Consider the following 12,964-nt stretch of genomic DNA (forward strand, 5'->3'; position numbering starts at 1 on the left):
AAGCGTACCCGACCAAGCCGGCCCGGCCGACGCGGACTAGACCTGGTGGGATCGCAGGTGGATGTTCTGCAAGAGGCCGACGGCGAGCAGGCCGGCCAGCATCGAGGAACCGCCGTAGGAGACGAAGGGCAGCGGCAGGCCGGTGACCGGCATGATGCCCAGCGTCATGCCGATGTTTTCGAAGGCCTGGAAGGCGAACCAGCACACCACGCCGGTGGCGATCAGCCGGCCGAACGCGTCCCGCGCGTTCACCGCGATCCGCAGTCCGCGCCACAGAATCAGCACGAACAGGCAGATGATCGCGCCCGCGCCGATCAGCCCGAGCTCCTCCCCCGCGACGGTGAAGACGAAGTCGGTGTGTTGCTCGGGCACGAACGCGTTCTGCGTCTGCGAACCGTGGAACAGCCCTTGCCCGAATACACCGCCGTTGCCGATCGCGATCCGGGCCTGGTTCACGTTGTAGCCGATGCCCTGCGGGTCCGACTCCGGATCCGCGAACGCGGTGAACCGGGCCAGCTGGTACTTCTTCAGCACGTTGAACTGGATCGCGAGCACCGCGATCACCGTCGCCGCGGTGACGATGCCGAGCATCCACCGCTTCGGTACGCCGGAGACCGCGACGATGCCGAACACGATCGAGCCGAGCACCATCACCGTGCCGAGGTCGGGTTGCAGCATCACCAGCAGTACCGGGATCGCGGCGACCGCGATCGCCTGGGCGATGTCGATCGTCCGGGCCTCGCGGTGGTTGGTCTCGCCCTTCTCAGCAATCAGCAACGCCATCCCGACGATCACCGCGAGCTTGGCGAACTCGCTCGGCTGGATCGACATCCCGGGCACCTGGATCCACGATCGCGACCCGTTGATCACCGCGCCGACACCGGGGACCAGGACGAGGATCAGCCCGACCACGGACGCGGCGTACAGGACTGGGGCGAGGATGCGGAGGCGGCGGTGATCGCTGACGGCGGCGAGCACGGCGAGGACGAGACCGATGGCGAAGTTGAGGGCGTGCCGGAGCAGGAACGCATGCTGGTTGCCGTCGGTGAGGGCGGTCCGGTTGTACGTCGCCGACCAGATCAGCAGGGAGCCGATCGCCGACAGCGCGAGCACACCGATCACCAGCACCCAGTCGACCTGCCAAAGCGTCGAGCGCCGATCGGCCCGCCCCATCGACGGCCGCAACGGCGTCAGCAGGCTCATCGCTCTGCCCTCCCCGGCACCAGGTGCTCCGGTCGGTCGTGCTCGATGGCGGTCGTCACCGGTCGGTCTCGCTCGTCGGCGGCTTTCATCGGTCCGCCTTCTTACCGGGCGGAGTGACCGGTGGCTTGACGTTGTAGAGCGTCTCGTAGATGTGCCGGACCGCCGTGCCGGAAGCGCCCGATCCGGTACCGGCCTGACTGATCATCATCACGACGGCGTAGCGATCGGTGTAGCTCGCCATCCACGAAGTCGTCTGCTTGCCGTAGACCTCGGCCGTTCCGGTCTTGGCGCGGATCGGGATCTGGTCGAGCGGGAAGCCGGTGAACTTCCACGCTGCCGTACCGGTCTTGGCGGTCTCCTTCAGCGACCGGTCGATGTAGCGCAGCGTCGAGGCCGGCACCGGCAGCCTGCCCGCGAGCTTCGGCGGCACCGGCCTGATCTTGCCGTTCGGGCCGATCACCGCCTTCGCCACCCGCGGCTCCCAGAGCTTGCCGCCGTTCGAGAGCGCCGAGTAAGCCGTTGCCAGCTGCAACGGTGTGATCGTGGTGTCGCCCTGCCCGATGGCGAAGTTGACCGCGTCACCCGCACGGTAGCGGTAGCCGTCCACGCAGAACTCGCGGGAGAACTGCTTCAGGAACGCGGACGTGCCGGCCGGCGGGTTGTCGGCGAGCTTGCAGTAGTAGTCCTTCTGCGCGTCGTAGTACTCCTTCTTCCACTTCCGGTCGGCGATCCGGCCGGACACCTCACCGGGCAGGTCGATCCCGGTCGGCTTGCCGAGGCCGAAGCCCTTCGCCATCTGGACCATCGGGTCGGCGGCGGTGATGTCGCCGGAGTTGCCGCCCTCCTTGAGCCACAGCGCGTAGGCAATCCGGTAGAAGAAGGTGTCGCAGGAGATGGCGAGCGCCTGGTCGAAGCCGATCATCCCGTAGGAGGCGGACTCGTAGTTCTTGAACCGGCGGTCGCCGACCTCGAAGTACGACGAGCAGTCCAGCCGGGTCTTCGGCCCGTACCCGTTGGCGAACGAGGCCGCGGTGGTGATCGGCTTGAAGGTCGAACCGGGTGCGAGCTGGCCCTGGATCGCCCGCGACACCAGCGGCGTGCCGGCCTTGGTGGAGTAGAGCGCGTCCAGCTCGCGTTGCGAGATGCCGCCGACCCAGACGCCAGGGTCATAGCTCGGGTAGCTCGCCATCGCGACGATCTGGCCGGTCTTGGTGTCCATCACCACGGCCGCGCCGGAGTCGGCAACGTAGTTGCGATGGGTGATCTTGTCGTACTGCTTGCGGGCCGTCATGATCGCGCCGCGCAGCTGAGCCTCCACCGACGCCTGGATCCGCGCGTCGATGCTCGTCATCAGGGTCGATCCCGGCACCGGCGCGGTCTGGCTCTTCAGGCCGGTGGTGTAGCCGACCGCGTCGACGATGACGTTCTTCACGCCTGGCGTCCCGCGCAGCAGCTGGTCGTAGGTGCGCTCGACGCCGGCCCGGCCGACCAGGTCCGAGCGGTGCGGCACCGAGTCCTGCCCGGCCTTGTCGAGCTCGTCCAGCTCGTTGGTGGTGATCGGCGACAGGTAGCCGAGGATGTGGGCCGCGTTCACCTTGTACGGCGCTGGGTAGGCGCGCAGCGTCTGCGACTCCGCGGCCACGCCCGGGAAGTCCTCACGGCGCTCCATCACCTCGATCGCGACCTGCTCGCTGACATCCTTCGCGACCGGGATCGGCTGGTACGGCGTGCCGTTCCAGCAGGCCGGCGGTTTGGAGGCACCGGGCTCGCCGCAGAGCATCGTCCGGGCGGTGAGGTCCTTTGGCTTCTGGCCGAGCACCTTCGCCAGCCGGGCCAGCACCACCTGCTGCTGGCCGTCGGGCAACTTCGCGAGCACCGAGCGGTCGACGGTGATCACCAGGGAGACCCGGTTGCCGACCAGGGTCCGCCCGGCCGCGTCGACGATCGTGCCGCGCGGCGCCGGGACGAGCACCTCCCGCGTGCGGTTCTGAGTGGCGGCCTGCGAGTAGTCGTCGGACGACATCACCTGCATGTACCAGAGCCGGGCGAGCAAGGTGAACATCAGCGAGAAGACGAGCACCTGGATCACGAACAGGCGCAACCGCGGCTTCAGCGGCGCCGGGTTGAAGCTGTCGAAGCTCATGGCAGCACCCGCCGCCGTTCCCGCGCCGGTACGACGCGTCCCATCACCCACATCACCAGCGGGATGACCAAGATCGCCGCGACCACGTCATACCCGGCGGCGATCCCGAGCCGCACCCCGAACTCGCCCCAGTCGACCGCCGGATCATGCAGGAGCGACCCGGTCGCCGAGTACACGGTCAGGGAGAGGGCTGCGCCTAGTACGACGGTCAGCGCGACCGCCACCGGACCGACCGGCGCAGCTGACGTCTCGCGCCGGATCAGGCCGGCGACGTACCCAGAGAGTGCCAGGGCGAGGGCCCACCGACCGGCGGTGTGGTCGGCCGGGGGCGCGACGTCGAGCATCAGCCCGCCGAGGAAGCCGGCGATCGCACCCCACTCGGCACCCCGCGACAACGCGAGCGCGACCACCACGATCATCACCAGGTCGGCGGTCACCCCGGCAACAGCGATATGCGGCAGCAACGAGGTCTGCACCGTCACGGCGATCAGCAGGAACAAGGCCCCCAGCCCAACCCGAACAGCCGTCATCTCAGCAGCCCTCCCCCGGCGTAGGCGGGCCGCACCTGAAGGCGCCCATCGTGTGGCCCGCCCGGGCACCGCGCAGAGCCCGGGCAGGGCACCCACGGGCGGTCATCGGGCACCGCCGGCGGGGACAGTCCCGCGCGGAGCCCGGGCGGGTGGGCCCGTTACAACGCCGACCAGGTCGATCCGGGTCGGGTCGACGAACGGCTTCACCAGCGCGGTCGAGCCGAGTGCTCCTTGCACAGACGTCACCGAGGTGACCTCGCCGATCGGCACACCCGGAACGTACGGCGCGTTGCCGCTCGAGCCCCAGGTGACGATCCGGTCGCCCATCTTGGGCCGGGCCTTCAGGTCCACCAGCTTGTAGTCGAGCGCGGCCGACGAGCCGATCTCGCCGCGGCCGGAGACGAACCCGAGCGCCATCGTCGAGTTCAGCCGGCCGCCGACGGTCGAGTTGCGGTCGCCGATCAGCAGCACCGTGGCGGTGGCTTGGGTGGTCCGCACGACGCGGCCCACCAGCCCGTCGCCATTCAGTACTGTCATGTCCGGTCGCACCCCGTCCGCCGTTCCGGCATCGATGGTCACTGTGTGGTTGAAGCTCTGCGCGCTGCCCAGACCGATCACCCGTGCCGGTGTCACCGTGTAGGTCGGCGCCACCTTCAGCAGCCGGTCCAGTTCCCCGGCGCGGTTGCGGGCATAGTCGGTCGTACGCAGCTCGCTGGTGAGTTTCTCGTTGTCTGCTTGGAGTTTTTCGTTCTCTGCCTTCAATGTATCCAGTTCCGCGAACCGGTCCCGAAGGTTGTCCACAGGCTGCCGCGCATTCGTCGCGGTCGACTCCAGCGGACCGAAGACGGCCGCCGCCGCATGCCGCAGCGGCTCGACGGGCGAACCCGCCGAGCGTCGTGCGTCCAGCACGATCAGGGTGAAGGAGGCCAGGATGACGAGCACCAGGATGGTCCGGCGACGGCGGATCTCCCGGGGCAACCCGGCCGAACGGACCAGCCCGCGCGCCGGCGTACCGAGATCTTTCAGCATCGGTTCAGCGGCGGTCGGTGACGAGGATGCGGTTCAGTGTCTCGATGTTGTCGACACACTTGCCGGCGCCGAGCACGACGGCGTCCAGCGGGTTCTCCGCGACGTGGATCGGGATCCCCGTCTCGTGCCGCAGCCGCTCGTCCATGCCCTTCAGCAGCGCGCCGCCACCGGTCAGCACGATGCCCCGGTCGACGATGTCGCCGGCCAGCTCGGGCGGGGTCTTGTCCAGGGTGGCCTTGACCGCGTCGACGATCGCGGTGATCGGCTCCTCGATCGCCTGCCGGATGCTCGCCGAAGACACCTTCACCGTGCGCGGCAGCCCGGAGACCATGTCCCGGCCGCGGATCTCCGAGTCCGGCCCGTCCGAGGTCGGGAAGGCCGAGCCGATCGTCATCTTGATCTGCTCGGAGGTGGCCTCGCCGAGCATCAGCGAGTACTCCTTCTTGCAGTAGTTCACGACGGCCTTGTCGATCGCGTCACCGGCCACCCGGATGGACTGCGAGGTGACGATCCCGCCGAACGAGATCACCGCGACCTCGGTCGTCCCGCCGCCGATGTCGACCACCATGTTGCCGGTGGCGTCGCGGACCTCGAGGTTGGAGCCGAGCGCGGCGGCCATCGGCTCCTCGATGATGTAGACCTTGCGGGCGCCGGCCATGTACCCGGCGTCGCGGACGGCCCGCTGCTCCACCGCGGTGATGCCTGACGGGACGCAGACCACGATCCGCGGCTTGGCGAAGTACCGGCGGCGGTGGACCCGCTGGATGAAGTACCGCAGCATCTGCTCGGCGGCGTCGAAGTCGGCGATCACGCCGTCCTTCAACGGCCGGATCGCGGTGATGTTGCCGGGCGTCCGGCCGATCATCTTCTTCGCCTCGGCGCCGAACGCGACCGCCTCGCGCGGTTCGTCGGTCCGGATCGCCACCACCGACGGCTCGTTCAGTACGACGCCACGTCCGCGCACGTACACGAGTGTGTTGGCCGTACCGAGGTCGACCGCCATATCGCGGCCGAGCATGCTGTTCGCCATTTTCGGCGGCCTCCCGCTGCTCGGGTCCGAGGTTCTCAGGCTAAGCGCGGACCCATCGCCACCCGGGGACCGACACGACTCGTCCGCCCGCGACGCATCGTATCGGTCCATTCACCAGGTGTTCGCGCCGCCCTCCACAACTGAGACGTACTGCGAAGTACTACGGCAGGTCGGGAAACCAGATCTTGATCTCGCGCTCGGCCGACGCGTGCGAGTCCGAGCCGTGCACGAGGTTCTCCCGGTTCGACAGCGACAGATCGCCGCGGATCGTGCCCGGAGCGGCCTTGCGGCCGTCGGTGGCGCCGTTCAGCGCGCGGACGACCTCGACCGCCTCGTCGCCCTCGAGCACCAGCGCGACCAGCGGGCCGCTGGTGACGAACTCGCGCAGCGGCGGGTAGAAGTCCCGCTCGACGTGCTCGGCGTAGTGCTGGTCGGCCTGGTCGCCGTCGATCGTGCGCAGGTCCATCGCGACGACGGTGAGGCCCTTCGCCTCGAACCGTCCGAGGACCTCCCCGACCAGGCCACGGCGTACCGTGTCGGGCTTGAGCAGGACGAGGGTGCGCTGCGACATGTCTGTTCTCTCTCCGATGCTGTGGCGGGTCTACTGCGGGTGAGCCTAGTGGTTTGTCAGGCCTGGGCCGCTTGGGCGGCCTTGGCTTCGTCGATCCGGCGGCCGAGCACGATCGCCATCACCCAGAACGCGGCGAAGGCCAGTCCGAGCACGAACATCACCGGTACGACGAAGCCGAGACCGACTGCGGCGACCTGGATGATCGAGCCGAGGATGTACCCGAGCTGGTTGCGCAGGAGTCCGGCGGCGACCAGTGCGAGGACGGCCAACCCGAGGCACAGCGGGATCGCAGTACTGGGCTTCACGTCGGCGACCGAGATCATCACCGGCGTGACGAGGGCCAGGACGATGAACTCGAAGCCGAGGACGATACCGGCGAGCGATCTCACCGCTTCTCCCCGGCCGGCTTGCGGACCAGCAGCGTCCGGGCCTCGCCCGCGGTGATCACCGAGCCGGTGATCAGTACGCCGCCGGTGCCCATCGCGAGCGCGTTCTCCTCGGCCAGCCGGATCGCGTCGTCGATCGCGTCGAGCAGCTTGGGCCGGACCAGCACCCGGTCCTCGCCGAAGATCTCGATCGCCAGCTCACCCAGTTCCTCGGCCGGCATCGAGCGGTCGAACGAGTTCCGGGTGCAGACGACGGTCTCCATGATCGGCTCGTACGCCTCCAGGACGCCGTACACGTCCTTGTCCTTCATGCAGCCCAGTACGCCGATCAGCGGCTGGAACGCGAACGCCTCCGACACCGTCTCCGCGGTCGCCTGGGCGCCGTGCGGATTGTGCGCGGCGTCGACGATGACGGTGGGACTGGTCCGGACGACCTCCATCCGGCCGGGGCTGGTCACCTCGGCGAACGCGGCCTCGACCAGCTCGCGGGTCATCCGCTGGCCCTCGTTCTGCCCGCTCGCCCCGAGCAGCGCCTCCACAGCGGCGAGCGCGGTGGAGGCGTTGTGGGCCTGGTACTCACCGTGCAGCGGGAGGTAGATGTCGTCGTACTCGCCGCCGAGACCCTTGAAGGAGATCAGCTGGCCGCCGACGGCGACCGAGCGGCTGACCACCCCGAACTCGAGTCCCTCCCGGGCGACCTGGGCGCCGACCTCGGCGGCCCGGCGTACCAGCACCTCGGCCACGTCGAGGCTCTGCTGCGAGATCACCGCCGTGCTGCCCGACTTGATGATGCCGGACTTGTCCCTGGCGATGGTGACCGGATCGGCGCCGAGGATGTGCGCGTGGTCGACGGCGACCGGCGTGATCACCGCGACGGTGCCGTCGGCGACGTTGGTCGAGTCCCAGGTGCCGCCGAGGCCGACCTCGACCACCGCGACGTCGACGGGCGCGTCGGCGAAGGCGGCGAAGGCCATCCCGGTCATCACCTCGAAGAACGACAGCGGGTGCTCGTTCTCGGAGTCGACGACGTCGACGTACGGCTCGATCTCGGCGTACACCTCGACGAACCGCTGCTCGTCGATCGGCTCGCCGTTCAGCGTGATCCGCTCGCGCACCGACTCCAGGTGCGGGCTGGTGAACCGCCCGGTCCGCAGCCCGGCCTCGCGCAGCAGCGCGTCGACCATCCGCGCGGTCGAGGTCTTGCCGTTGGTGCCGGTCAGATGGACGACGGGATAGCTCTTCTGCGGATCGCCGAGCAGCTCGACGAGCCGCCGGACCCGGTCCAGCGTGGGATCGATCTTGTTCTCCGGCCAACGGGCCTGAAGCTTCGCCGATACCTCGGCATAAGAGAGTGCACTCATCAGACCGCCAGTCTAGGTGGGCTGTGGATAACCCGTCGTGAGCACCCCTTGACAACCACTAGGATTGCCGTATGAGCGAAGCGTCCCGTGTTCCTGACAAGCCCACCCTCGACGGACTCGAGGAGAAGTGGGCTGCCGTATGGAAGGAACAGCAGACCTACGCGTTCGACCGTACTGCCGAGCGCGCGGACGTCTACTCGATCGACACCCCGCCGCCGACCGTCTCCGGGTCGCTGCACGTCGGGCACATCTTCAGCTACACCCACACCGACCTGGTCGCGCGCTTCCAGCGGATGCGGGGCAAGAAGGTCTTCTACCCGATCGGCTGGGACGACAACGGCCTGCCGACCGAGCGCCGGGTCCAGAACTACTACGGCGTCAAGTGCGACCCGTCGCTGCCGTACGACCCCGACTTCACCCCGCCGGAGAAGCCGGACCCGAAGAAGCAGATCCCGATCTCGCGGCAGAACTTCGTCGACCTGTGCGGCGAGCTGACCCACATCGACGAGCAGGCGTTCGAGGCGATGTGGCGCCAGGTCGGCCTGAGCGTCGACTGGAACTACCTCTACACGACCATCTCCGACGACTCGCGGCGGACGTCGCAGCGTGCCTTCCTGCGCAACTTCGCGCGCGGCGAGGCCTACCTGTCCGAGGCGCCGACGCTGTGGGACGTCACGTTCCAGACCGCGGTCGCGCAGGCCGAGCTGGAGGCTCGTGACTACCCGGGCGCGTTCCACAAGATCGCCTTCCATGGCGCCGACGGCCCGATCTACATCGAGACCACCCGGCCCGAGCTGCTGCCGGCCTGTGTCGCCCTGATCGCGCACCCGTCAGACGAGCGCTACAAGCACTTGTTCGGTACCACGGTCCGCTCGCCGCTGTTCGGCGTCGAGATCCCGGTCCTGGCGCACGAGGCGGCCGAGCCCGACAAGGGCGCCGGTATTGCGATGTGCTGCACCTTCGGTGACCTCACCGACGTGATCTGGTGGCGCGAGCTGCAGCTCCCGGTCCGGACCGTCATCGGTCGCGACGGCCGGATCCTGCGCGACACCCCGGAGTGGCTCGAGGGGTCTGAGCTCTATGCGGAGATGGCGGGCAAGACGACGTTCAGCGCGCGGGAGCTGATCGTCGGCAAGCTGCGCGAGAGCGGCGACCTGGACGGCGAGCCGAAGCCGACGCAGCGGAAGGCGAACTTCTTCGAGAAGGGCGACAAGCCGCTCGAGATCGTCTCCACCCGGCAGTGGTACATCCGCAACGGCGGCCGGGACGAGGCGCTGAAGGCCGAGTTCATCGAGCGCGGCAACGAGCTCGCCTGGGTTCCCGAGTTCATGCACCACCGCTACCAGAACTGGGTCGACGGGCTGAACGGCGACTGGCTGATCTCCCGCCAGCGGTTCTTCGGCGTCCCGTTCCCGGTCTGGTATCCCCTGGACCACGAGGGCGAGCCGGACTACGCGCACCCGCTGATGCCTCGGGAGGCCGATCTGCCGATCGACCCGACCTCGCAGGTCCCAGGTGGGTACGACGAGTCCCAGCGCGGCAAGCCCGGCGGTTTCGTCGCGGATCCGGATGTGATGGACACCTGGGCGACCTCGTCGCTGAGCCCGCACATCGTCTGCGGCTGGGAGCGTGACGACGACCTGTTCCGGCGCACCTTCCCGATGGACCTGAACACGCACGCGCACGAGATCATCCGCACCTGGCTGTTCTCCCGCGTCGTCCGGGCGCACTACGAGAACGGCACGCTGCCGTGGGCGCGGTCGATGATCTCCGGGTTCGTCGTCGACCCCGACCGCAAGAAGATGTCGAAGTCCAAGGGCAACGCGGTCGTTCCGTCGGAGATCCTGGAGAAGTTCGGCTCGGACGCGGTTCGCTGGCGGGCCGCGATGGCCCGACCGGGGATGGACTCGCCGTTCGACGAGTCGCAGATGAAGGTCGGGCGGCGGCTGGCGATCAAGGTTCTGAACGCGTCGAAGTTCGTTCTGTCGTTCGGGGCGACCTCGGTCGACGCGGGCGCGGTCACCCAGCCGGTCGACCTGGCGATGCTGGCGCAGCTGCGTCAGGTGATCGACGAGGCGACGGCTGCCTTCGAGCGGTACGACTACACCGGTGCGCTGGAGATCGCCGAGCGGTTCTTCTGGAGCTTCTGCGACGACTACGTCGAGCTGGTCAAGGAGCGGGCGTACGGCGGCCACGGTGAGGAGGGCGCGACCTCGGCGAAGGCGGCGCTGGCTGTCGCATTGTCGGTTCAGCTGCGGATGCTCGCGCCGTACCTGCCGTTCGCGACCGAAGAGGTCTGGTCGTGGTGGCAGGAAGGCTCGATCCACACCACGTCGTGGCCGGTCGCCTCGGTCGATGTCGCTGCCGCTGAGCAGGACCCGGCCGTTCTCGACGCGGTCGCCGAGGTTCTCGCGGGCATCCGCGGCGCCAAGTCGACGGCCCAGGTCTCGATGAAGACCGAGGTCTCCAAGGTCGAGGTCAGCGGCCCCGCCGCCCGCCTCACCCTCGCCGCTCAGGCCGAGGTCGACCTCCGAGCCGCCGGCCGGATCACCGGCGAGATCCTCTGGAGCCCCGACGAATCCGCCGAGGTCTCGGTCATCGCAGCCCTCTGAGTTCAACCACAGTACGTCGGTGGCGCCCGCTTCTTCGGAGGCGGGCGCTACTGGTTTCACCCGACCGACTACCCTGCGGGTTCAGCCGGTCTGCTGACCGGCTGCGGGAACACTTTGTCCGGATATGAAACGATCGGGACACCCCCAGCCCGAACCCCCGGCGACCCCGTCCGCGCGCCCCGAGGAGCACTCATGAGCACCCCCACCACCCCCGGCCCGGACGACCGCCCCCAGCAAACCCCTCTCCCCGCCCCGTCCGACCCGCCCACCCGCACCAACAACCCCCCAAGCAACAGCCCGACAAACCCTCCTCCGGTAAGCCCCGCGCCGAACGCCACGCCAGGCGCAGGCACAGGTGCCGGCGCGGCTGAGCCGGGTCAGGGTGCGGCCGAAGCTGCTACCGAGTCGATTCCGGTCCAGCCTGCGGCCGGCCAGAAGGTGACCACAGAGAAGGTGACAGTGGAGAGAGTCACCCTCGAAAGGGTGACTCTGGAGGCGACCGGCGAGAAGGCTGCCGGCGACGAGAAGTCCGCCGCCGAGAAGCCTTTGGGCGACAGGAAGACGCCTTGGTGGAAGACGGCCTGGTGGAAGGCGCCTTGGCTGAGGTTGAAGAAGGTCAAGTGGCGGCGCAATCCTTGGGTGACTGTTGGTGGGGTTGTGCTGGCGTTGCTGGTGGTGGCTGCGTTTGGGTATTTCGCGGGGCTCGGGCCGATGAGTCGGCTGAACACCGCGAGGGGCATCACCCCGCCGGCGAAGCTCGGTGGGCTGGATCGGGTGACTGACACGCAGATCCGGCAGCAGTTGAAGCTGGAGGAGACGCGGGATGCGTTGAGCCGGATCAACGACGGCAAGCAGGCGACGGTCGAGGCGTACGGGAATCTCGACGGGCAGCGGCTGTTCGTGGTGATCGCGTTGCGGGGCAAGGTCGACATCGACAAGACGATCAAGGACTCCGGTGCCTCGCCCGAGCAGGTGAAGAAGGTCGGCCAGGCCACCTGTGTCGAGTCGACCGACAACCTGCCGACGCAGTGCTACCGAGGATCCAACACGCTCACCGTGATCGCTCAGGCGGCCAACGACGGCGTCAGCGTCGACGACGTCGGCCCGCTCGCCGACGAGGCCTTCAAAGTTATGAAGTAGTCAGGCGAGCAAGCCGCTCAAGGCGATCATCACCGGGATCGAGAGCAAGGTGCTGAGCAGTACCGCGCTGCGGGCGAGTCGCCGCGCGGCGCGGTACTGTACGGCGTACACATACACGTTCTGAGCAGTCGGCAACGCAGCCAACAGCACCGGAGCAAGCAGCGCAGCGCCTTCGAGGTCGAGGAGCCAGCGGCCGACGGAGTACGCGACGAGCGGTTGGACGAGCGTCTTCAGCAGGACAGCGAGTACAGCGTCCCGGTCGAGGCTGATCGAGTCCTTCGCGCCGCCAAGGCTCAACCCATACGCCACCAACGCGACCGGCACCGCGGCCGCCGCCACCAGGTCGATCGGCCGCATCAACAACGACGGCAGCTCGATCCCCGCCGCCGCGACCAGCAACCCGAGCAGCGACGCCACCGTCAGCGGATTCCGCAACGGCCGCGTCAGCAGCACCCGCACCGGCACCCGCCGTCCCGCGCCATGCCGGTCCCCGTCCAGTACTGCGAACGCCACCGGCGCCATCACCAGCAACTGGAACAACACGATCGGCGCCACCAACGCCCCATCGCCCAGCACGTAGGCGGCGACCGGCACCCCCAGATTCCCCGCGTTCACATACGACGCAGCCAGTACTCCGATCGTCGCCTGCGCCCGATTGCGCCGCCAGATCAATACCGCAACGCCGAGATACAGCACCTGCACGACGAACAGCCCAGCCAGGTTCGTCAGCAACACCGGCGAGAAGATCGCGTGGAGATCAGCCCGGGCGACCGTGGTGAACAGCAACGCCGGCGTCGCGACGAAGAACGCCAGCCGCGACAGCACCAGCTCGTCCTCGGCCCGCAGTACGCCGGCCAGGCCGACCAGGTACCCGAGTACGGCGACCGAGACGAGTGCGACGAAGGCGGCGACGACGGCAGACATGCGTCAGCGACCCGGCGGCTTCGTCATCACCCCAG

At 68.4% G+C, this 12,964-nt stretch carries 11 protein-coding genes; 2 read left to right on the plus strand and 9 right to left on the minus strand.

Annotated features, from left to right (window positions below):
* Positions 1-36 precede the first annotated feature (36 nt).
* From rodA to AB0M15_RS28585, 8 genes are all read right to left on the minus strand, one after another.
* Positions 37-1,203 carry a rod shape-determining protein RodA gene (gene rodA, locus AB0M15_RS28550; RefSeq protein ID WP_363824532.1) on the minus strand — a complete coding sequence of 389 codons (1,167 nt, stop codon included), beginning with the start codon at positions 1,201-1,203 and terminating at the stop codon, positions 37-39.
* Positions 1,204-1,288: 85 nt separating this feature from the next.
* On the minus strand, positions 1,289-3,346 hold the full coding sequence (gene mrdA / locus AB0M15_RS28555) for a penicillin-binding protein 2 (RefSeq protein WP_363824533.1): 2,058 nt from the start codon (positions 3,344-3,346) through the stop codon (positions 1,289-1,291).
* Positions 3,343-3,876 (minus strand): rod shape-determining protein MreD, encoded by a 534-nt coding sequence (gene mreD / locus AB0M15_RS28560; protein ID WP_363824534.1) that lies wholly within the window; start codon positions 3,874-3,876, stop codon positions 3,343-3,345. The genes mrdA and mreD overlap by 4 nt, the downstream gene beginning before the upstream one ends.
* Before the next feature lie 102 nt (positions 3,877-3,978).
* Positions 3,979-4,905 carry a rod shape-determining protein MreC gene (gene mreC, locus AB0M15_RS28565; protein WP_363824535.1) on the minus strand — a complete coding sequence of 309 codons (927 nt, stop codon included), beginning with the start codon at positions 4,903-4,905 and terminating at the stop codon, positions 3,979-3,981.
* A gap of 4 nt (positions 4,906-4,909) precedes the next feature.
* Entirely contained in the window at positions 4,910-5,935 is a 1,026-nt protein-coding gene (locus tag AB0M15_RS28570) for a rod shape-determining protein (RefSeq protein ID WP_164603246.1), read from the minus strand.
* A gap of 160 nt (positions 5,936-6,095) precedes the next feature.
* On the minus strand, positions 6,096-6,506 hold the full coding sequence (gene ndk, locus AB0M15_RS28575) for a nucleoside-diphosphate kinase (protein WP_363824536.1): 411 nt from the start codon (positions 6,504-6,506) through the stop codon (positions 6,096-6,098).
* A 56-nt stretch (positions 6,507-6,562) separates the two neighbouring features.
* Positions 6,563-6,895 carry a DUF4233 domain-containing protein gene (locus AB0M15_RS28580; RefSeq protein ID WP_363824537.1) on the minus strand — a complete coding sequence of 111 codons (333 nt, stop codon included), beginning with the start codon at positions 6,893-6,895 and terminating at the stop codon, positions 6,563-6,565.
* Complete coding sequence (locus AB0M15_RS28585; RefSeq protein ID WP_363824538.1) at positions 6,892-8,253, minus strand: folylpolyglutamate synthase/dihydrofolate synthase family protein; 1,362 nt, start codon at positions 8,251-8,253, stop codon at positions 6,892-6,894. Before AB0M15_RS28585 ends, AB0M15_RS28580 begins: the two co-directional genes overlap by 4 nt.
* Before the next feature lie 71 nt (positions 8,254-8,324).
* On the opposite strand from AB0M15_RS28585, the gene valS reads away from it, so the two are divergent.
* Together valS and AB0M15_RS28595 are read left to right on the plus strand one after the other, a co-directional pair.
* Entirely contained in the window at positions 8,325-10,865 is a 2,541-nt protein-coding gene (gene valS, locus AB0M15_RS28590) for a valine--tRNA ligase (protein WP_363824539.1), read from the plus strand.
* A gap of 192 nt (positions 10,866-11,057) precedes the next feature.
* Positions 11,058-12,005: a hypothetical protein gene (locus AB0M15_RS28595; protein ID WP_363824540.1), complete on the plus strand. Its 948-nt coding sequence runs from the start codon at positions 11,058-11,060 to the stop codon at positions 12,003-12,005.
* Here AB0M15_RS28595 and AB0M15_RS28600 read toward each other — a convergent pair whose 3' ends face one another.
* The gene (locus AB0M15_RS28600; protein WP_363824541.1) at positions 12,006-12,929 is read right to left on the minus strand and encodes an AEC family transporter; all 924 of its coding nucleotides are present in this window, start codon (positions 12,927-12,929) and stop codon (positions 12,006-12,008) included.
* Between the last annotated feature and the right edge of the window lie 35 nt (positions 12,930-12,964).

Source organism: Kribbella sp. NPDC051718 (genome assembly GCF_040681515.1).
Classification (GTDB): Bacteria; Actinomycetota; Actinomycetes; order Propionibacteriales; family Kribbellaceae; genus Kribbella.

Coding starts and splice junctions, on each gene's coding strand:
- rodA (WP_363824532.1), bottom strand. CDS start 1,203: ATGAGCCTGCTGACGCCGTTGCGGCCGTCGATGGGGCGGGCCGATCGG.
- mrdA (WP_363824533.1), bottom strand. CDS start 3,346: ATGAGCTTCGACAGCTTCAACCCGGCGCCGCTGAAGCCGCGGTTGCGC.
- mreD (WP_363824534.1), bottom strand. CDS start 3,876: ATGACGGCTGTTCGGGTTGGGCTGGGGGCCTTGTTCCTGCTGATCGCC.
- mreC (WP_363824535.1), bottom strand. CDS start 4,905: ATGCTGAAAGATCTCGGTACGCCGGCGCGCGGGCTGGTCCGTTCGGCC.
- AB0M15_RS28570 (WP_164603246.1), bottom strand. CDS start 5,935: ATGGCGAACAGCATGCTCGGCCGCGATATGGCGGTCGACCTCGGTACG.
- ndk (WP_363824536.1), bottom strand. CDS start 6,506: ATGTCGCAGCGCACCCTCGTCCTGCTCAAGCCCGACACGGTACGCCGT.
- AB0M15_RS28585 (WP_363824538.1), bottom strand. CDS start 8,253: ATGAGTGCACTCTCTTATGCCGAGGTATCGGCGAAGCTTCAGGCCCGT.
- valS (WP_363824539.1), top strand. CDS start 8,325: ATGAGCGAAGCGTCCCGTGTTCCTGACAAGCCCACCCTCGACGGACTC.
- AB0M15_RS28595 (WP_363824540.1), top strand. CDS start 11,058: ATGAGCACCCCCACCACCCCCGGCCCGGACGACCGCCCCCAGCAAACC.
- AB0M15_RS28600 (WP_363824541.1), bottom strand. CDS start 12,929: ATGTCTGCCGTCGTCGCCGCCTTCGTCGCACTCGTCTCGGTCGCCGTA.